Annotated in this window: 20 protein-coding genes and 1 pseudogene; 2 read left to right on the top strand and 19 right to left on the bottom strand. The window is 39.0% G+C overall.

Annotation, left to right across the window (positions count from 1 at the left end):
* Positions 1-142 precede the first annotated feature (142 nt).
* Positions 143-871 carry an XRE family transcriptional regulator gene (locus ACVRZH_RS07005; RefSeq protein ID WP_447454580.1) on the top strand — a complete coding sequence of 243 codons (729 nt, stop codon included), beginning with the start codon at positions 143-145 and terminating at the stop codon, positions 869-871.
* 122 nt (positions 872-993) lie between these two features.
* On the top strand, positions 994-2,442 hold the full coding sequence (locus tag ACVRZH_RS07000) for a recombinase family protein (RefSeq protein WP_447454579.1): 1,449 nt from the start codon (positions 994-996) through the stop codon (positions 2,440-2,442).
* A 59-nt stretch (positions 2,443-2,501) separates the two neighbouring features.
* Here ACVRZH_RS07000 and ACVRZH_RS06995 read toward each other — a convergent pair whose 3' ends face one another.
* From ACVRZH_RS06995 to ACVRZH_RS06905, 19 genes and pseudogenes are all read right to left on the bottom strand, one after another.
* A complete protein-coding gene (locus ACVRZH_RS06995) occupies positions 2,502-2,684 on the bottom strand; it encodes a competence regulator inhibitor paratox (RefSeq protein WP_447454578.1) in 183 nt (60 codons plus the stop codon).
* 97 nt (positions 2,685-2,781) lie between these two features.
* Complete coding sequence (locus ACVRZH_RS06990) at positions 2,782-2,973, bottom strand: hypothetical protein (RefSeq protein ID WP_447454577.1); 192 nt, start codon at positions 2,971-2,973, stop codon at positions 2,782-2,784.
* The gene (locus ACVRZH_RS06985; RefSeq protein WP_447454576.1) at positions 2,970-3,248 is read right to left on the bottom strand and encodes a hypothetical protein; all 279 of its coding nucleotides are present in this window, start codon (positions 3,246-3,248) and stop codon (positions 2,970-2,972) included. The genes ACVRZH_RS06990 and ACVRZH_RS06985 overlap by 4 nt, the downstream gene beginning before the upstream one ends.
* A 199-nt stretch (positions 3,249-3,447) precedes the next feature.
* Positions 3,448-4,173: pseudogene (locus tag ACVRZH_RS06980) on the bottom strand (SH3 domain-containing protein); the annotation flags it as partial.
* 115 nt (positions 4,174-4,288) lie between these two features.
* Positions 4,289-4,513 carry a phage holin gene (locus ACVRZH_RS06975; RefSeq protein ID WP_447454609.1) on the bottom strand — a complete coding sequence of 75 codons (225 nt, stop codon included), beginning with the start codon at positions 4,511-4,513 and terminating at the stop codon, positions 4,289-4,291.
* Between the two features lie 5 nt (positions 4,514-4,518).
* Complete coding sequence (locus tag ACVRZH_RS06970; protein WP_447454575.1) at positions 4,519-4,809, bottom strand: DUF7365 family protein; 291 nt, start codon at positions 4,807-4,809, stop codon at positions 4,519-4,521.
* A 1-nt stretch (position 4,810) separates the two neighbouring features.
* Positions 4,811-5,071, bottom strand: coding sequence for a hypothetical protein (locus ACVRZH_RS06965; RefSeq protein ID WP_447454574.1), 261 nt, complete (start codon positions 5,069-5,071; stop codon positions 4,811-4,813).
* A gap of 49 nt (positions 5,072-5,120) precedes the next feature.
* Positions 5,121-6,974: a DUF859 family phage minor structural protein gene (locus ACVRZH_RS06960; protein WP_447454573.1), complete on the bottom strand. Its 1,854-nt coding sequence runs from the start codon at positions 6,972-6,974 to the stop codon at positions 5,121-5,123.
* A 3-nt stretch (positions 6,975-6,977) separates the two neighbouring features.
* Positions 6,978-10,103: a phage tail spike protein gene (locus ACVRZH_RS06955; RefSeq protein WP_447454572.1), complete on the bottom strand. Its 3,126-nt coding sequence runs from the start codon at positions 10,101-10,103 to the stop codon at positions 6,978-6,980.
* Positions 10,103-12,166, bottom strand: coding sequence for a distal tail protein Dit (locus ACVRZH_RS06950; protein ID WP_447454571.1), 2,064 nt, complete (start codon positions 12,164-12,166; stop codon positions 10,103-10,105). Before ACVRZH_RS06950 ends, ACVRZH_RS06955 begins: the two co-directional genes overlap by 1 nt.
* Positions 12,163-16,077, bottom strand: coding sequence for a tape measure protein (locus tag ACVRZH_RS06945; RefSeq protein ID WP_447454570.1), 3,915 nt, complete (start codon positions 16,075-16,077; stop codon positions 12,163-12,165). The genes ACVRZH_RS06950 and ACVRZH_RS06945 overlap by 4 nt, the downstream gene beginning before the upstream one ends.
* A gap of 19 nt (positions 16,078-16,096) precedes the next feature.
* The gene (locus tag ACVRZH_RS06940) at positions 16,097-16,684 is read right to left on the bottom strand and encodes a Gp15 family bacteriophage protein (RefSeq protein WP_447454569.1); all 588 of its coding nucleotides are present in this window, start codon (positions 16,682-16,684) and stop codon (positions 16,097-16,099) included.
* Entirely contained in the window at positions 16,684-17,064 is a 381-nt protein-coding gene (locus ACVRZH_RS06935) for a hypothetical protein (RefSeq protein WP_447454568.1), read from the bottom strand. Before ACVRZH_RS06935 ends, ACVRZH_RS06940 begins: the two co-directional genes overlap by 1 nt.
* A 10-nt stretch (positions 17,065-17,074) precedes the next feature.
* Entirely contained in the window at positions 17,075-17,536 is a 462-nt protein-coding gene (locus tag ACVRZH_RS06930; RefSeq protein ID WP_447454567.1) for a phage tail tube protein, read from the bottom strand.
* A 1-nt stretch (position 17,537) separates the two neighbouring features.
* Positions 17,538-17,948: a minor capsid protein gene (locus ACVRZH_RS06925; protein ID WP_447454566.1), complete on the bottom strand. Its 411-nt coding sequence runs from the start codon at positions 17,946-17,948 to the stop codon at positions 17,538-17,540.
* A complete protein-coding gene (locus tag ACVRZH_RS06920; RefSeq protein ID WP_447454565.1) occupies positions 17,948-18,301 on the bottom strand; it encodes a minor capsid protein in 354 nt (117 codons plus the stop codon). Before ACVRZH_RS06920 ends, ACVRZH_RS06925 begins: the two co-directional genes overlap by 1 nt.
* Positions 18,301-18,627 carry a putative minor capsid protein gene (locus tag ACVRZH_RS06915; protein ID WP_447454564.1) on the bottom strand — a complete coding sequence of 109 codons (327 nt, stop codon included), beginning with the start codon at positions 18,625-18,627 and terminating at the stop codon, positions 18,301-18,303. Before ACVRZH_RS06915 ends, ACVRZH_RS06920 begins: the two co-directional genes overlap by 1 nt.
* The gene (locus ACVRZH_RS06910) at positions 18,617-19,006 is read right to left on the bottom strand and encodes a hypothetical protein (protein ID WP_447454563.1); all 390 of its coding nucleotides are present in this window, start codon (positions 19,004-19,006) and stop codon (positions 18,617-18,619) included. Before ACVRZH_RS06910 ends, ACVRZH_RS06915 begins: the two co-directional genes overlap by 11 nt.
* A 45-nt stretch (positions 19,007-19,051) precedes the next feature.
* The coding region (locus ACVRZH_RS06905; RefSeq protein WP_447454562.1) for a hypothetical protein at positions 19,052-19,254 on the bottom strand (203 nt) is incomplete at its 5' end.

The raw sequence follows: 19,254 nt of genomic DNA, 5'->3' as shown, positions 1-19,254 counted from the left end.
CATTGTTGCGACTTGTTGATTAAATTATAAATCATCAATAAATAAATGTCAACAACAAAATAGCATTTTTGCGATTTTTGTTGTTGCATTTTTGCGATATAGGGTGTATAATCTAAATATAAACTATAAAAGGGGTCAAAAAATGAGTGTAGGAGCAAGAATAAAAGCCCGCAGAATAGAGCTGGGTTTCAATGCCGATTGGTTAGCTGAAAAAATAGGGGTATCACGTTCTACAATATTCAGGTATGAAAAAGGGGATATTGAGAAAATGCCTACTGAAACACTAGAAAAAATAGCTACCGTTCTCAATACAACACCTGCATATTTTATGGGGTGGACGGACGACCCTGCTATTGCTACTCTCCCAATCCTCACCATCTACAACCAGCTAGAACAACCAAGGCAAGATAAAGTTCTTGATTTTGCTAAAATACAGTTAAAAGAACAAGAACTCGAAGACGAGTCTGACCTATATGAAGTGCAAGGGATTACTTATGCTGCGGCTGCAAGTGGTCTTGGTCGTGGATATGAAGCGGATGACTACGATACTTATACGGTCTACACGAGAGAGCAACCACCCAAGCATGATTACGCTATCGGTGTCCGCGGGGATAGTATGTTGCCAAAGTACGAACAAGGCGATATGCTTTATCTGGTAGACAGAGGGTTGTCGTCATATAGTGGTCAGCTCTGCATAGTTGTTCACAATGGCGAAACATATTTTAAAAAAGTCTACACGGAAGAAGGTGGTCTACGTCTTGTCTCACTTAATAAAAAGTACGATGATATCTTTATAGACTACCCGCCAGCTGAAGATACCTATATCAAGATTTATGATGTTATTGGTAGCTTTGTCCCAGTAGAAATTTAAAGCAAAAAAGCCCTATGCTCCCCAGACGGCAATCTTGGAGCATAAGGCTACACTACAAGAAATAAGGCATTAAAAAGCCCTTTTTCTTGTACCTATTTTATCAAAAAAGAGGTGCAAAAACAATGAAAACAACTAATAAAGTAGCAATATATGTACGTGTAAGTACAAAAGGTCAAGCCGAAGAAGGGTACAGTATTGATGAACAAATAGCTCTGCTCACTAATTACTGTAAATTACACAAATGGTCTGTGTATGATACATACATTGACGCTGGTGTATCTGGCGCTACCGTCATAAGACCAGAATTGAGTAGGCTATCTAAAGATGCCAAAAAGAAAAAATTTAACACTATGATTGTCTATGATCTAAAAAGGCTTGGTCGCTCTCAACGTAACAATATCGCATTCATTGAGGATGTGTTGGAAAAAAACGGGATAGGCTTTATCAGCTTGACAGAAAACTTTGACACATCTAGCGCTCTAGGAAAGGCTATGGTCGGTATTTTATCAGCTTTTGGGCAACTAGACAGAGATACTATCAGAGAGCGTATGATGATGGGTAAAATCGGTCGTGCAAAGTCAGGAAAGCCTATGATGTGGGGGCAAGTCTCTTATGGTTACAGATATGACAAAGAAACAAGCTCACTTGTCATTGATGAGGCAGAGGCTGCAATCGTTAAAATTATCTTTAGCGAATTTCTCGGTGGCAGGTCTGTATCAAAACTAAGAGACTACTTGAATGAAAACAATTTAATCACTGATGGGAAAAAATGGTACTATGAAAAATTAAGACGAATACTAACTAACCCTGTATACGCTGGAAAAGTGAGGTATATTGGTCAAATATATGATGGCTCTAACGAAAAGATAATTGACTACGATAAATTCTTAAAGGTTCAAGAAGAATACGATAGAAGGCGGCAAGAAACATACGCCTTTAATAAAAACTCCAGACCTTTCAGATCAAAATATTTGCTATCTGGCATGATACGCTGCGGTTATTGTGGCGCTCCGCTAGAAATCATATTGAATAAAAAGCGGCTAGACGGAACTAGGACTAGAAAATATCAATGCAGTAACAGGCACATAAAGTCAACAAGACCCATAACTGTCTATAACGACTATAAAAAATGTGACTCTGGCTCATATTTGGCAGAGCCTCTGGAAGAGTATGTCCTCGACCAGATTAAAAAGCTCCAGATGAACCCCAATGAACTAGATAGCCTATTCGTATCATCCAGGACTATAGATATCTCAAAAATCGAAAAACAGATAGCTGAATTATCTGCAAAAATAAAAAAGCTAAATGAGCTTTACTTGAATGACATGATTGAGCTTGATGAGCTGAAAGAACAAAACAGTAGCTTGATGAAAAAGCGTGACTTGCTAGAGGAACAATTAAACAACAATCCTGAAATTGAACAACAAAAAAAGAAAAACAATTTTTTACAGGTTCTTTCCAATAAAGATATACTTTTGCTTGAATATGACAAGCAAAAAAACGTGGTTAACCTCTTGATTGACAGAGTGTTTGTAAAAAAAGGCCATATAAAAATAAAGTGGAAAATTTAATGGCCGAAAACACTAATTTAAAGTACACGTATTTCAATGCGTGTATTTTAATTTTGTATTTAATATGTAGAAAGTTCATTCAATACACCAGCTAAATCCTCAACCGTCACAACCTCATCATCCTTGATGGGTTCACCATCAAGTACCACATCAAAAATCTGTCCGTTTTTCCTAATGACATTCACTGTGTCTTGAACTAAACCTCTCTCAATCATTTCTTCCAATTCACTTTTATAAAACATGTTTTCTCCTCCTGTTTTATAATTCGAAAAAAACCACCCTTTTGGGTGGCAATAAAGATAAAACGTGACTGGAAACCTAGTCACGTTTTTTATTATATCATAAGTTTTCATCATCAATCCATTTCTGGACTTTTTTGTAGCTTTCAATGGTCATGTCTTTAAAAGAACAATCGCCATTTCTTAGCTTTGAGACTTTCCCTCTAGAAATTCCAGTTTTTGCTTGAATTAAAGGACCAGAGAAAGCCTTGTCTAGCAAGACCTTCTCAACCTTTTCTGTATCTAATATCATACGTTATCGTAGCCTTCTGCGACTTTCACTGCATTATCTAAGTTACATTCGTTTGAGATATATTTTTCGATATCTTTTTTATCATCAAAGTCGTACTCATCTTCATCAACTTTGTTCATGTCGATTTCAATGATTCTTTCGTGATTAACAAACTTACCGTCAACTACTAATGCAAGCTCAACATCTGTATTGTCAACCCAACCAATAAATTCGATATCGTTTAGTTGAAGTTCTGGTTCTTTAGTTTCGTAAAGTTTGATGTGTGCCATTGTCATTTTTGTTTCCTCCTGCCGTTTTGGCTATTTGTTTTATCTTTATGATTATATTATATACCAAATGTTTCCGTACGTCAACATTTTTTGTACATTTTTTTAAATTTTTTTGATTTTTTTCCGAGCAACGAAAAAAACACCCCCGAACTAAATCGAGGATGGTTGTGTTGGAGCCAAAGGCTATTTTATTATATCACATAAATCATTTGAGTGTTCCCCACAAGCTAATACGATTACCGTTTTGGTCTGTCTGACCAATCGCCATATAATTACGCTTACCTGATGATCCAATGTAAGAAATCCAGCGATAGCCATTAGCTGAACCCTTGCTATCGTATTTTACCGATTGACCTGGTTCATAGACTGCTACAACCTCACCATTGAGGCTAGGAGCTCGTCTAACGTTGATAGGCACTTCACCTAATGTAAATGTCCCATTCTCTGGATACAGTTCAATTTCTTGGCTTGTAGGCTCAATTTGGACTGCTACGCCTCCATCTTCGTAAGGAGGATAGAACCAACCAGTAATCCCAGTAAAATCTCTGGTATTAAAACGTGCTGGAGCTCCAACATAAAGTGCATCCCAATTTCCATCAATGTTCTGTTCAACAGTTTTCATAGTGTAGCCATCGCTATCCTCATACACCATACCAGTATGCCCAAATTCGTGATAAGGTACCGACTGAACAAAGAACGCACCTTTACGTGGTTTTTCGTTAGTAGGTGTACGCACAACTCGCCAACCTGCTGATTCTGCAGAATCTAACAAATCAATAGCGTTCCCCCACAAATCAACTCCGAAAAAATGTTTAGCTGTGTAGCAAGGAACATCCGCACACTGAAAACCATGAACTAAATCCTTGTCTACTCCCATTCCAGAATGGGCAAGATTGACATTAAATTGTACTACTTCATTTACTGTTGTCATAATATTCCTCCAAAAATAAAAGCATGCAGAAGAAAGGAAAGAAAACGATATACAACAAGACATATAACGCAATCGCTATGAGTAACTTGCCTATCGCTTTCACTGTTTTCCCCTCTTAGTTTGGTTCACGATAGCTTAACGCTCTATCGCTATCTGATAGGCCTGCTGTTGTTGGATCATTGATGACACCCAACAAGACAAGCAAGGTCAGCGCTGTATTTGTGACTTCGGTGATATTGTCAGGCAATTTTAAACCGATTTGTTGAGCTAGCAAGATAATTGTTGCTACAATTGCTGCTAGTGTAGCCTTATTTTTAAAACGTAGTTTCCAGTTGATAATCATAGTTATTCTCCTTTCATAATCGACTTAACATCATTTTTAACTTCCTCGACAACTAACATCAAGTGCTTCACCTGCTCCTGAAACGCAAACAAAGCCTTGCTTTGTTCATCATGATTATCCAAGCGAACAATATTATGTTCAACCTTTTCAGTGAGGTGTTTAACTTCCATTTCAAGCACCGTTTGACGATGCTCCGACTCCTTGATACGAGCCTTATTCGTAAAGTACAAACTAGCTATTGGGACGATATAGCCCACAATAGCTGCTAATACTATTGAAACATTTTCAGTCATGTTACTCCTCCTCAGTTGCTTTATCCAGCTCTGCTAAAATCTCATCCTCGATTTTATAGCGCAATTCACGCAGTTGTTTTTCATACTGTCGCATTTCTCTGCGATGTTTTGCATATAAGTCTGGCTCATGCAGCGTTTCATAAACTGTTGAGACAGCATCATTGCCAGTATTGACTACAGTAGTCTTGACAAGTCTCTGTTGACCATCTTCATCTACAAAAAATTCTGCTGTTGTTTGACGTGTTTTAGTAATTTTTAACATTATGTATATCCTCCTATATTTCCATTATCCCTTTTAAACTAGGGATTTTTTACTCTGTTCGTTTAAAGTAATAAATACCGTTGCTATTGCTGTGGGATACCCACGTTCCACCCATGAACGTCGAGGGGTTAGTGTTGTTTGTCGAGAGATAGAGACTGCCGACAGGATAAAAATTGTCAATACCAACAGCACACAACTCGCCCCAGTCCCCATTACTCCACGAACGATATCTGCCGAATTGCGCCCTGCCAGTATGAGCTGTCCAAATTTGAGTAGCTTCTTTGTCGTTAGTGAAAAATGTTTGAATGACACCATTTGAGTTAAAAGAAGAGAAAAATCTACTTATAAGTCCCCAACCAAATCCCGTTTTTTTAGGTGAATCAATATCAAACCTATCTAAATAGCCTAAAGCTGGATTTCCTCCTGTTAAAGGATGAATTTGGATGGCATGTCCACCACTATAAATATCACCAGCGACATCAAGAGAGCCAGCCTTTCCTAATTCCGCAACCTTACCAATCCCAACACGACCATCCTTGTCATAGCTCATCACCACTTGTTCAGTCCCAACAACCCACTGAAACTCAACGCTATGAAACCTATCTGATAATGTACCTAAGACTGTGTAAGAATTACTTAGCGGAAACGTTCCAGATAGATTTGCCAAAGAGTTTGTCAACTGAGAGGTGTTTGTCCATGATCCGCTCGCACTTGAATTGTTAGATGTGAATTGAGACGAACCTTTCAAAGCCGTTTTGAAATTGAGCGTCATTGTATTTTTTTGCACTCCAGAAACCGTCAGTGGTGTAATTTGAGCAGTGCGATAAATTGATAAAATATCAGATTTTGCGCCAGTTCGTTGAACTTTAAATGTTAATGCAGGTGATTTATAAGCGTGTACAGTAAATGGAAAGTCTCTTTTTGCTGATGTTCTGCCACGGCTGTCAATTACCCATGCTCGCAAAACCGCATTACCCGACCAATTCATAATCCCCAGATACGCATTGTTGCTTGATATAGTTTGTGAGCGACCAACGATTTCAGCACGATAACTAATTATACTTGAACCATTGATGCCACTAGCTCCTGAAAAAGCAACCTGAATATCAGATATGATTTGTATAAAGTTGTTTCTTGGCATTATTTGTCTAGCAGTGCCATTTTTATCTGTCAATGTTACGCCAGAAAATGTCGGAACCATTGTATCTGGTACTCTTATCTGTAAAAAATGAGTAACAGTCGCAAATTTTTTTCCATTGTAAAGGCAATCTACGTAAAGTTTCAAACTTCCTTGTGTTGAGTTGGGAAATTGTGTAGCTATGCTTGTTGGAATTGTCCAGCGATAGCTTGTATCAACATTATTAGCAATGCCACCTGATTGATTCCCAACCTCATAACGTATATTATGCTTAAACAAGTTATGTTTTCTTGAAATACCGATTGATAAAGCACCGCCAATTAAATCACCACTTGTACTAACGACACTAGCTCTATTGATGTTTTGTGTTACAATTCTAAAATCAAAAACAACAGTATCTTCACCCATGTAACTTTCATTACGTACCACCATATTTACCGGTGCTGTTAATTCACCAATTTCGTTGTGAACAAAAGTTTCTTCGAAACTGTAGAATGTTATGCTGTGTTCAGTAGGCCCCGATTCTGTTCTGCTATTTGAGTCGAAATATATAGGTAATAATTGTCTCCCCCCAACTGTTATAGACCTAGTCTTCAACTTTTTGCGAATTGAATTTAATGTGTATTCATCAGAAGCGTATAACGTTACTTTCAATTTACCAGTAGAACGATTTTGAGCTTCATCCCTACTAACAACATGCCACGAAACATCCATATCAACGTATTTATCACTATAATTCGTTGTGTTTATAATTCTCTTTCGCATTTTTTACCCTTTCACAAATCTAATCACATTCATATCTTGATTTAAATGATATTGTTCTTCTCTAAAATTTCCTACTTGAACAGTTTTAGTAAAAATACCGTTATCAATATGAATAACCCCTTGACTAATATACATGACTTCACGACCTGCGGACATCATCGAAATCCTATCTGTATCAATTCGAATTGCTGTACTTCCATCATGTTTACCTAAAATCAATCCCTCTTCGGAACTCGATATGTATTTTGTCATAAAGATTTTTAACTCTTTAAATTCTCCGAATTCCGTTTCAAGAGCTGATACACGTGCTGAGGCTTTTATCAATGCACTTTCCGAATCGCTTTGAGCCTGTCTATTTTCATTGACAAACGCTTCATAAGCCTCCCTCCATTCATTTAAAACCTCTAACGAGGCCTTGGCCTCAAGCTCTACTTTTTGTATCTCTTGTTGTTCTCTTAATGCGTTAAGTTGTTCTTCAGTCAGTGATTGCTCTGCTTTTGAGTTCAGTTCTCTCCTTATATCGTTTTGAGATACACCAGCATCCACAAAAGTACTACTTTTAGTTAATTCCACTTTTCTAAACGAAACAGATCCAATACCGTTGTATCCCAAAATAATACGCCTATGACTGAAATCATTATTTGGTTTTATCACCCCTGTTATTTCGTAACGTTTCCATTGATTAGTTACACGAATAAGATTAGATGATGATGAACCACCGATGTGAGTAACCACATGGTTATAATTAACACGTCCATTGTCACGCAATTCTAGCCATATCATATCGTCTCCAGAGTTGACCTTTACCTCAACAGAGAGTGTATATGTCTCGCCCTCAATAAGTTCTGCCAAAGCCGTACTATCAGCCTTGCCACCCAAACGCCCACCGCTTTCTGAATGAATTTGTAATTGGTGCCAAGTCCTTGTAGTCGTTGTCAATGTATAACTGCCATCATTAAAGTTAATGTTTTGAGGTGAATTATCTCCCTGCGAATACTCCCAAAGACCTTTTGTGAAATAATAGTCCTCGGCGTAGTTTCTAATTCCCATCTCGACATGAGCCAAAGTGTCAATCCAGCTGTAAGCAGTTGGGTCTTGGCTTGGTGTTCTATTATTATCTGAATAATGTCCTCTATAGCGCTGACCGTTAGATCTAAAACTAAAACCTTGTCGACCGTCTTGACTATCTGCGTAAGCAAAATGGATATGAGAAGGTTGACCATCTACAGCTTTGTACGCTACTGAATAGCCTGTTTCACTAGTGCCATCAGTGTACGTCCATACAGTTTTAGTCCACAAATATTGACCTGGAGATACAACAGGGACTTGTTCTCTCCAACCGCCTGACGGTGCCACTGTGCCAGAGCTTGATTGTGCATAAGAAATAGTAGTATCTCTAATTCCAACCCCATCTTTTCCAGGTACGCCATCTCTACCAGTATTACCGTCTTGTCCTATCCTAGAAACGTTATACCCTACTTCTGTTTTTCCATCAGTGTATGTCCATACAGTTTTGGTCCACAAATATTGACCTGGCAAAACATGCGGGACAGTCTGCTGCCATCCGCCATGAGGTGCCTGATTGCTATTAGTAGAACTTGCATATGTGATAGTTGTTTTTTTAATACCTACGCCATCTCGACCTGCTACACCGTCATTTCCATCTCGACCATCGAAAATTGAAATAAAAGTCAAGCTTTGTTTAGCAACAACTGTGTCACCTATTAAAGCGGATACTGTCAGTACCTCTGTCTCGTTTACTTCTCCTGATCGAACAGTAAAATCGTTTGATTGAAACTCTTGATTTTTAAATGACCATTTAAACACTGCGTTATCAACTGGCTTTATACCTTTACTTAAATGTACATTAACGAGTGTTTCCCCTTGTCCGTTTTTAAATACAGTGCCATTATCAGTTGATAACGTTAAAATATATGGTCTAATGCTATCAACCAATTCTTCTAACCGATCTCTTATTTTATCGGATAACCTATTTTCTAAAGCTTTAAAGTTTCCAAAAATAGTCTTGTTTTGGTTAGGTTGTGTAAAACTAATTATCTGCTCTACAACACGTGCCTCTAAAAACAGCGTTGGATGGAAACCATCATCCATAATTTTTATCGTATCACCGATATTTAAATTAGTATTACCTGTTACTTCATATGTAACAGCTGGATAGGCATTTTTCTTTAAATTTCTAATCCCTACCGCCCTGATTTGATTTGGGTTATCGGAATCAACTTCTATATCTTTAACAATATAGTTTTGATCTCCTGCAAAACTAGCTGGATAGTCCTGCATAGAGAGGGGAGCATACAATACGTCCCCAGATTGATAAAATTCTCTGACACCCGCATCATTGAACGATTCCCAGCCATCCAAACCATCTATAGTGACGGTCTTTTCATCATCATTTTTCCCGACAGGTCTTACAGCGTTATAGATATTTGTTTTATCAATAGTTCTAACAATGCTTTCAATGTGTTTGCCATAACGCAGAACAGCTTGTTTGGCTTGACCAACGCCATGAAAAGCATCTCCGTCATAAGCGCGGTAAATGTTAACAGTAAACTGTTTCAGGCTACTGTCGGGATATAAGAGAGTTTCAAAATCCATTTCAGCTCCAAAGCGATGCACAAGAGATATCAAGCGTGCTAACTTTGTCTCTTGTCCATCCCAATCAAGCTTTAATTTTTTCTCTGATATCTCATTTATACCTATTGTTAATTGCGAACTTGTTAATAAATCAAATGCAATACAATATTCTTCAAAAGTCATTGCTCTTTCTGCCTTGTAAGGATTTGAATATGCGTTGATCAGAGAAAGACTTAAATTTTCACAATAGCATGTGATTGTTTTTTCATCTTCAACAAGACGCATTATGTTGAAAACATAAGATTTTCCATCATGTTTAAACGATATATATGCTTTATCATGCAAAAGATTATAAGCCTTTTCATGAGCTGTATCTGATTGTATTGTTTTTTTAAATACAGTAAATTCAAATGTTGATGCTCCACTTTCTAGATTACGAACCCACTTATCCGCATAATAATTAAGTGTTTTTTGTTTCTTGTTGTCTATGAAACCAACTTTAACCATATTCCTGTCATGGATTGTTAAAAGCATTATAGCCACCTTTCCTCAAATAATATAGTCACATCAGGCATATCTTGAATATTGCTAGATACAAACAAATCCAGTTGACTATTTCCAGGAGGGATTTCCAGCCAGTCAGAACCATCTACTAGATCTCTTGTACTATTTTGCCCGTCAAGAAAGATTGTGTCTGATTCACAATCAATTACCACTTCTGACCCAGCATAGTAGCGATTTGGCACTTCATTTCCATTTGTTACAAAATCACGCCTAACAATCAAGCCTCCCACGCTCATAAAATCTAATGTTTTGATAGCTCCTCTGTGAAAAAATGTTAAATGAACCTTGCTAGCTTTATGGCCTTTTATTAACGGAGTTTGTAGAGTGTAAAACGTTCCAAACCAATTAACTTTCAAAATCTCATCTTGTCGCATTAAATGACCGACACCACTAGTATCAGCATAAGGATTTTCACTTAACTTATCCGATACTTTAAAATCCCAAGATCGCATAACCTCTCCATTTTTCCCAAAAACTTTTGCAACTGCCTTTGAACCTATTTCATTTTTTTCAACAGAAAAACCATACAAAAGCATTCCCGTTCTATCAGAAACGGATATTAGTATTTTCCCTAAGCAATTTAAATTGTTACTTTTAAAAAGCTGACTCCACCAAATCGACTCATTAAGACTTGTTTCAGGAATATCCCAGGATAAAGACGAAGCTTTCCACGTCTCAGCATATAGAGAGCGTTCTGTAGCATCATCCGTTTCTTTTTGCCAAACATACGACCGTGGATTTGAAATAGCTGATGAGTTCGTTAAACCAATATAGCGATATTTCATATATTGTGACGCATCGTTTGTGGGATATGAACTAAATGATTTTTCGCCCTCATACAAAACATACCAATCCAAGCACAATCCAGTCCAGTCTTGATCTTCTGGAGTTGCCATGCCTCTAATAACAAAAGGCTTTTTTTCATCTAAATTTTCTGGCGTTGTAAAAGTTATAAAATCTGTTTGATAATCTCTATTTTTAAAATCAAGAAAAGCACCTAAGTCATTTCCATAACTAAAATCAACAAAAATATACGGTAAATCTTTTTGACCTGGTACATAGTTACGTGAGCAACCTCTGGCTGTCAATGTATAAGTTGTATTTGCTTTAAGATAGACTGTCATACGTGTTTGCCAAATATCCATGACAGAAGAATCTAAGTTATCCCTACACTCAAATCTAGGTCTATTTTTAGCAACTATTTTTGATTTTTCACTTGTCTTTACAGTTGTGAAATCAAGATGTCCATCAAGACTATTTGACCACGCTGTATTACCCTCTCGAAAGGTTTTTGATTGTGGCAATTGTAGTCTATTATGAAACAAATCAATCTTTCCTGATAAACCAACTCTCTCAGGCGTTACTGCTTGATTTACAACCCCATTTCTAATCGCTTTTGTAATGTTATCTCCTGTTCCAAAATCTAACGCAACCAGAGAAGATTGCTTGGGTTGAGGGGAAGTACCATCTCGATAACCTAATTCAAGAGCACCACTAGAATTTACTAAGCCAATATAACCATTTTCCGAATGATGTTTGACTTTTATAATTGGATATGTTGGAACTGTGCCAGCGTTAGTAATATCAAATGTTATTTTAGGTTTTTGTGTTCTGAACGGTTGACTCTTTAAGCGTTTATAACTGGAACTATGAGCTACTCCGTCTGGGATGATAAGTTTAAGCTCTGACCGTTGAAACCACCTTGTCAAGTTATCTGGCGTAATGTCATCTACTGGCATACCAAGGTAATACTTATCTGGTTCATCGCCATAGGTGATTTTAACTGGCTCTAAGACGTTCAAAACACCTGCCAAGTCATGTTTAAGCTGTTCCATTTCAACAGGACTAGAGGCTTTCATGTCAAATTTAATGGTGTGTTCTTTTTCTGCACGTTTCACTTGCTGGATGTTTACGCCCAAGGCGGGAGCGCTATCCGTAGATACGCTCCTTTTGTTTCCAATTGGGCGAATGATATCCGTAATTCTAAAGAAACGTGACATATCAACACCGTTGAATGTCATTTCTGCGGTCATACGAGTATTCCTTTCATTCTGTTCTCACGTCTCACTTGTTCAGTTTGATAACTAGCGAATTTGTCACCTGTTTTAGCAACAAGTGTATTGTCATCTAACAACATCTCCACTGGTCTATCCATTGCCTTTTCAGCAACATCAAGAGCCTTTTCCAAAAGATTGTTAGACTTCTCTTTAGCAACCTCAACAGTCGCCTTTATAGCACTTTCTAAGTCAGATTTGACCTGTACTACTTTAGATAGCTTTGTTTTACCAACTCCGATAACATCCTCTGCTTTATAGCTAAATGCCTGTATATCGTCATACATGCTCCCCATAGCCTTATCAACATATTTGGTGTTTTTCTCAATACCAACAGCAACACCCATTGGCAAGAAACGACCAACACTGTCTCTAAAAAGCCGTGATGGTGAGTGAATTTGAGCTTTTGCCCTTGCCGCTCTTTCAGCTTGCGCCACAAGAGCATTAGCGGCCGCCGTAACAGCTCCTAAAGCTGACATCATACCAGCTGCTAAACCTTGACCGATCATAGAGCCGATACTTTGCATCATACCAACACCAGACATACCAGTAGCTCGTACAGCATTTAATATAGCTTGCATAGCCCCTTGTGCTTGTCCTACACCACCCCTAATACCTTGAGCGATATTTTGGGCTGTTTGTTGTCCGATTTGGCGACCTTGCGACTTCATCTGGCTACCAACAGAGCGAATAGTAGACAAAATAGCTTGCATTGATGATTGCACTTGTCCTCGCATAGCGTTAAAAGCTGAAATAACTGATTGTGTGCTAGTCGCCATATTTCTGACTTGCGCTGAGGCGCTTGTAGAGCTTGACCCAACTTGCACAAAACCTGTTGATACTGCCATTAAAGCTGTACCAGCAATCATAGCTCCAGAGCTTAACATAGTAAATGAGCTGCTTGCTGTTGTCATTGATGTTGTGATTGTCATGACACGTGCATTAAATGCCGTGATAAGTCCTCCAACTGTAACAAAAGCTGCACTAATAACCATTGCCCTTGAACCGAATGAGGCAAACCCTGTGCTCGCCATCATTAAAGCTGGTGTAATAGTCATGATTTGAGATTTAAACATAGCGATAGGTGCATTGATGGCTGATAAACCTGCTACACCACTTACTGCTTGAGCAGTAAAGCTCGCAAATCCAGCTGATGCTGTTGTCATCATCGTTGGTAATGTGCTTACTGTTGTTGATAGGGTAGTAATTCTAGTAGCAAATGCTGTCAGACCTGAAACTGCTGTGGTAGATGCGATTGATACTGTACGCATGCCAGTACCTAGCTTAGTCATGCCAGATCCAGCTTGTGCTAACCCTGCTGACTGACCTGCAATCTTACCAACACCAATTGCAACAGCCGTGAGTGACGCAGCCATGTCTCCAAGATTAGTGTTGGTTATCTTGACAACACCATTTGCAAGCTGATTGAATCCTTTTCCCGCATTAAGTGCTGCAGTACCAACAGATGTAATAACTCCAGATATAGAGTTAAGGATTGCTACCAATCCTCCACTAATAGCATTGATGACTTTTGTGATAGCGTTGGCGAAAGCCGTCACACCTGGTTTACAAACATTTAGCGCAACTCCAAAGGCTGCAACTCCAGCAGCAGCAACAAGCATACCTGCCCCAAAAACTAGAGCTCCTGCGCCTGCTACAAGTAAACCAGCACCCAATACTAAAGCTCCCGCACCAGCGACCAAAGCACCTGCTCCCATCACTAGCAAACCAGCTCCAAGCGCTGCTATTCCAACGGCCGCACTCGCTCCGTGTGCTGCAATGGTTGGCAAATGTCCAGCTAACATTGATAATCCAGCTGATGCTGCATAAACTCCAACTCCTATCAAGGCGACTGCTGCACCAAAAGCTAGAATACCTACTGCGCCAGCTGACAAAGCTGGCCCTAGCAAAGCAAATACACCTGCTAAAGCAGCAATTCCGACACCTAAACCAACAAGAGCTATTGCAGCTCCACTACCAGCGCTAGATAGTTGAATGGCAGCCTGTACCAAGATATAGATACCGCCAGCGACCAAAGCCACACCAGCACCAACCATCAACATCGCAGCCCCCATAGCTAACCATTGAGCTGGGCTTGCCATAGATGCCGCTTGTCCAAATCCCTGTGCTACTGTTGATATAGCTGCTGCAAGACCTTGTAAAACTGTTGATATACCTTGCGCTATTGATGAAATCAATGTACCTAGCCCAGAAAAGACCTGCTCAATAATACCCTTGGAACGTGTGGATTCGCTACTTGTCCCAGACAATGCATTCTTAACACTATCTAAGGCTGTTTTACCACCCGTGCCAAACGCTTTAAATGGATTCCAACCATTGATTTTTTTAAATATTGCAAAGCTGCCTGCTACTGCTGCAATCGTTGCCGCCCAACTTTTTAATCTCTCTGGGTCAGCATTTTTCAAGAAATTTGAAACACTACTTACAACCTTATCAACAGCATTCCTGAACTTTTCAGAGCTGTTATATGCCTTAATAAAAGCGAAAACAAGGACACCTATGGCGACCGCTGCAATCACAAACGGATTGCCTGTCAAAGCTGTTTTTAACAAACTAAACGCTGTACGTACATTGTTTATTGCTGAAACAGCTCCCTTCATTGCCTTAAAGGAAGCAACTGCTCCCAAAACTGCGCCAGCGATAGACCTAATTGTATCAGGGGGCAAAGATGAAATAAATTCAGCTCCTTTTTGAGCCGCCTCTGCAAACCATTTGACAACATTACCTAACGAACTGCCAATTGTCGTTAGAGTTCCCTCGTTTCCACTTAAAGCTGAAAAGACATGACCTATTGCGTCTTTGATTGCATTAAAAGCATTTGCTACTGATGTTAAAGCTCCTGTATCTTTAAAACTAGAAAAGAAATTACCAATTTTATCAAAAGCTCCCATAATACTATTTACAGTCGCTTCTGGCAACATCCTTTTCAACCCATCCTCAATCTCTGGTTTGGCAGAGGCAAAAAATGTTGAGATAGCTTTTGGCAATGCCTTGAAAGCATTTGCTACCATAGGAACAGCATTTTTGAATATAAATGTGGAGGCTGTTTTAGCAAGATTTTCCAAAGGTTTCTTGATGTCGCCGCCTGTTGTAAGATTTCCCAAGAAATCCTTAAAAGCTGAACGCATAGCTGAGAAAGAGCCAGAAAAAGTTTCTGATGCCTCTTTTGCTGTAGTACCTGTAATGCCCAAGTGTTTTTGCACAACGGATATAGCTTTGACCATATTGGCAAACGACAAATCGCCCTCATCAACAGTCATGTTGAGCTCTTTTTGGACATCTTTATAAGATGCAGCATCTTTAATCAGACGTTGCATTTCTTTTTTCGTGCCACCGTAGCCTAATTTTAGGTTATCTAACATAGCATAGTTGCCACGTGCTAATGATTGGTAAGTATCTGTTATTCGTGACATGTCAGAGCCCATTTTGTTAGCATTATCCGACATATCCGTCATTGCGACGTTAGCCAATTCAGCCGCAGCCGCTGTGTCTCCACCCAATGAGGAAATAAGGCTAGCAGAGAATGAGGTAACGTTCTCCATGTATTCGTTCGCCGATACGCCAGCTGTTCTAAAGGCATTTTCAGCATACTGTTTTACAGTTCCAGCAGAACCTTTGAAAAGTGTTTCGATACCTCCTATTGATTGTTGGAGTTTTGCACCCTCGCTGATTGCTGATGAAAAGGCACTTTTTACACCTCCAGTAAGCGCACTAATGCCACTCATTAAAGCGCCACCCACCAAATTAGCGCCTAAAACAGACTTGAACGTTGACCCCAGACTGCTCAAAGATGACTTCAAGCTATTTATATCACCTTGTGCGCTTTTACCATCTAAATCAACCGCAATGGTAACTTTACCGTCAGCCATGTTTTACCTCCTCTCTTTGTTATGTATCAGGCAATGCGTAGTATTCTTGCAAATCTCGCATTTTTTGTTTTTCTTTAGAGCTGTCACCCTTGGATGGTTTCCACGCTCTAATCTTCATAACTTCAACAAATTTTGTGTTGTCTGGCAATCCAGATAACAAAGCATTGAATTTCTGCCAATGCAATTCACCTTGTTGTTCAATCAAATCAATGTTATAGGCTTGCATAAACGATGAAAAAATGTACTCGCCATCATATTTGACATTAAACAAGGGCTTATCATCGCTATCAGGGTCATCTTTAGGCTTTTTAGGTAACACATTCCCCTCGATGTCATACCTATCGACCTCATCAATAGCTCTAGTAACCTGTATATGCTTTTCAAAAACCTGTTTATAGATGGCTAACGCATCCTCTGTTTTCATATCTTTAAAAGTCATATCATCAGTTAGCTTTGCTAAAGCTAGTTTAGGTTTTAAATCAATAGGGATATGCTCCTTGCTCCACATATCAAAAACCCACAAGACCCTATCAAACGACAATAAAAGCTGATACTCTTTGTTATTAAGTACCAGCTTGTCATCCATCTTTTTGGAAATATCAAACATTATTCAGCAAGATACTTCTTGAAATTGTCATCGTTTAATTTTTTCTTCCATTCTTTTTGAATAGTGGCCGAAACCTGCAAAAAGACATTGAGGTAATTCCAAGTATTTTCGCCTACTGCATCATAAATTTTTTGAGGGGCATCTGCATCAAACATAGCCTCAAAAAACTCATCAATAAGGGGTTTTAATGCTTTTCTTCCTTCTTGGTCGTTCATGGTGTCAGCATCTGCTTGATACGCATCCACTTTTTGCTCAAGTTCAACAGCTTTGTCTTGAACTTGTTTATCTTTTTTATCACTTGCAAAATAATCAAGATTAAACGCTCCAAAATTGAAACTTAGGGCTTTAGTCCCTAAATTAAGATTGATAGTATTTGACATTTATGGCCTCCTAATCAGTAATTGCTTTCTCAACTGGCTCTTTAATCCATTTCAGCGTACAACCAAATTCCTCATAAGCTGTCGCCTCGCCAGAACCGGCTTTGATTTCGGATACGTTAGCAACCTGTGTAAAACTCTTTTTACCATCCGATGTTGTAACTCGATGCCACACACGTCTTGCATCTCCAGTCTTATATTTCATTGCTGCAATCATTGCTTGAGCAGCATCCTCTGGATCAAAAATACCCTCAAACGAGTAGCCGCCGACAACTGACAATACTGTTTCTTCTGGCGTACCATCGCCATCGTAGTAACCAGTATCGTCAGTATCTTCATCTGTCTCATCTTCGACAGTCTCAATGTATTTAGCTAATCTTTTCCATGCTGCGCCATCTTCTGGAACAGTCGTTGGATTTTTTGGGTCAAAAGGTGCGATTTCGTGTTTGCGTTTCGCATTCTTCATACGTACCATGTTATTTTCCTCCTGTGATTTCTAATTTAGCGATGACTTGCATCGAATAAATAAAGTAACCTTGTTCATCTCTACCGTTGATGCCTGGTTTCTCAACTCTCAAAGACAAAAAGGTGTATGTCCCGTCTGTACTAGACAAATCAATATCCAGTTCTGACAAATCGCCATTGACTTGCCAGATAATGTCGTTTGCTCGCTTATGATTTTTGCTTTTAACAGCTATTTCAAATGGCAGCGAGACTTCTCTAGTCCCGTCCATGTACTCTTTATCGACCGTCCCACCAGAAACAGCATTTAGAACCAAGTCATCATTCTCATCATTGAAATAGTCAATCCTAGCCCTAATATCAATACCTGGTATCTGGTTGATACGTGCTAAAAGCACCTCTTGAAAGTTTCGGTTATTTTGCATTATCTAACCCCCATAGCTTTAACAGCTGCACGTTTGAGCCTGTCAATATTTGTTTTTAAAGGTTTATCCCAGCGTTTGCCTGTACCTGCGGTAGTGTACTTTCTGAACGTTACGATGCCATTTGTCCCATAAAACTGTGCCCTAGCATAAACAGTGTTATAAACAATATCGCCGTTACCATTAACATGACCAGAGGCTCTTAAACTTTCTTCTCCGCTAGATTTTAACGGGACATGGTGTTCCATTATCAACAGTCCCTCCTCCCCCATAGCTACCTTGCCACGTTTTATCGCTTGGGGCGATAATTTACGCTGAACACCATCTAAATTAACAGTTACTCTAACATCAGCCATCAAATAACCTCCACTTCGTAACTGAAAATCTTGCCATTTAAAAAGTTGGTTTGATAGCCAACAACGGTGTAATCACGCTCTCCATCGTTAACAATCGCACCCAGCCAAGTATCGTCAACTGTCACATTTGAGAACTTTGGATAAATATAAATTACACCGACTTTTGAACGACTTTTGGAATTGTCGCTACCTCTGACTGCCACTGACCTATCAAAACGAACAGGATTGACATCCAATGGTTCGGACATAGTAGCATCTCCAAAATCGTCTTTAGTTGCTATTTTTTTAACAACAACACTATCTTTCAACAATCGCTTATCTATCATAATCAACACCCACAATTAGACTAAATCCAGCTGATTTCAAAGCATTCTCTGCATCAATCGAAATATTGAATTGCTGACTAGCTCCTTTTGGAGGATGCCTATAATCAATCTTTGTGCGACCGATAGAAACGCTAGATAGTGCCTGTTTATCATCTGCTGATAAAATACCAGAGACATCAAAATAGGCTATCTGAAACGCCATAGCAAGTTTCACAGAACGTTTTCTATAATCATAGTCTGTTTCAAAATCAAGCCCTTTTTGATAAATGCCTTGCGTGTACAAGTCGATTACAATTTTGGCTCGTTGGCATAGCTTACTAAAATCCGAAACTTCATCAAAGCCCAACTCACTAAATTCAGTTTCTGTTAAATAAGTCATGTATAACCTCCCTTTTTAAAAATAAAGGGTGTTACCACCCCTTATTTATTCAGCAGCTAAATCACTTGTTTCATCTGATTTTTCCTTGCGTGGTTTTTTCTTGCGTGGTTTTTCTTCGGCGTGTTCATCAGCAACATCTTCAATTTCAGAAACAGGAACAAGGACGGCTGAGACATCTGGAAAAGTTAGCTTGAGCTTTTCATTGACTTCTTCTGCATAATCTGGCTCAAGTTCAATCACACCATCGA

The sequence above is a fragment of the Streptococcus fryi genome (assembly GCF_053206505.1).
The sequence above is the reverse complement of the archived record's forward strand: the minus strand, read 5'-3'. Positions and strand labels throughout refer to the sequence as shown.

Excerpts from the sequence above, each read along its gene's own strand:
- ACVRZH_RS07005 (WP_447454580.1), top strand. The coding sequence starts at position 143 with ATGAGTGTAGGAGCAAGAATAAAAGCCCGCAGAATAGAGCTGGGTTTC.
- ACVRZH_RS07000 (WP_447454579.1), top strand. The coding sequence starts at position 994 with ATGAAAACAACTAATAAAGTAGCAATATATGTACGTGTAAGTACAAAA.
- ACVRZH_RS06995 (WP_447454578.1), bottom strand. The coding sequence starts at position 2,684 with ATGTTTTATAAAAGTGAATTGGAAGAAATGATTGAGAGAGGTTTAGTT.
- ACVRZH_RS06990 (WP_447454577.1), bottom strand. The coding sequence starts at position 2,973 with ATGATATTAGATACAGAAAAGGTTGAGAAGGTCTTGCTAGACAAGGCT.
- ACVRZH_RS06985 (WP_447454576.1), bottom strand. The coding sequence starts at position 3,248 with ATGACAATGGCACACATCAAACTTTACGAAACTAAAGAACCAGAACTT.
- ACVRZH_RS06970 (WP_447454575.1), bottom strand. The coding sequence starts at position 4,809 with ATGACTGAAAATGTTTCAATAGTATTAGCAGCTATTGTGGGCTATATC.
- ACVRZH_RS06965 (WP_447454574.1), bottom strand. The coding sequence starts at position 5,071 with ATGTTAAAAATTACTAAAACACGTCAAACAACAGCAGAATTTTTTGTA.
- ACVRZH_RS06960 (WP_447454573.1), bottom strand. The coding sequence starts at position 6,974 with ATGCGAAAGAGAATTATAAACACAACGAATTATAGTGATAAATACGTT.
- ACVRZH_RS06955 (WP_447454572.1), bottom strand. The coding sequence starts at position 10,103 with ATGCTTTTAACAATCCATGACAGGAATATGGTTAAAGTTGGTTTCATA.
- ACVRZH_RS06950 (WP_447454571.1), bottom strand. The coding sequence starts at position 12,166 with ATGACCGCAGAAATGACATTCAACGGTGTTGATATGTCACGTTTCTTT.
- ACVRZH_RS06945 (WP_447454570.1), bottom strand. The coding sequence starts at position 16,077 with ATGGCTGACGGTAAAGTTACCATTGCGGTTGATTTAGATGGTAAAAGC.
- ACVRZH_RS06940 (WP_447454569.1), bottom strand. The coding sequence starts at position 16,684 with ATGTTTGATATTTCCAAAAAGATGGATGACAAGCTGGTACTTAATAAC.
- ACVRZH_RS06935 (WP_447454568.1), bottom strand. The coding sequence starts at position 17,064 with ATGTCAAATACTATCAATCTTAATTTAGGGACTAAAGCCCTAAGTTTC.
- ACVRZH_RS06930 (WP_447454567.1), bottom strand. The coding sequence starts at position 17,536 with ATGGTACGTATGAAGAATGCGAAACGCAAACACGAAATCGCACCTTTT.
- ACVRZH_RS06925 (WP_447454566.1), bottom strand. The coding sequence starts at position 17,948 with ATGCAAAATAACCGAAACTTTCAAGAGGTGCTTTTAGCACGTATCAAC.
- ACVRZH_RS06920 (WP_447454565.1), bottom strand. The coding sequence starts at position 18,301 with ATGGCTGATGTTAGAGTAACTGTTAATTTAGATGGTGTTCAGCGTAAA.
- ACVRZH_RS06915 (WP_447454564.1), bottom strand. The coding sequence starts at position 18,627 with ATGATAGATAAGCGATTGTTGAAAGATAGTGTTGTTGTTAAAAAAATA.
- ACVRZH_RS06910 (WP_447454563.1), bottom strand. The coding sequence starts at position 19,006 with ATGACTTATTTAACAGAAACTGAATTTAGTGAGTTGGGCTTTGATGAA.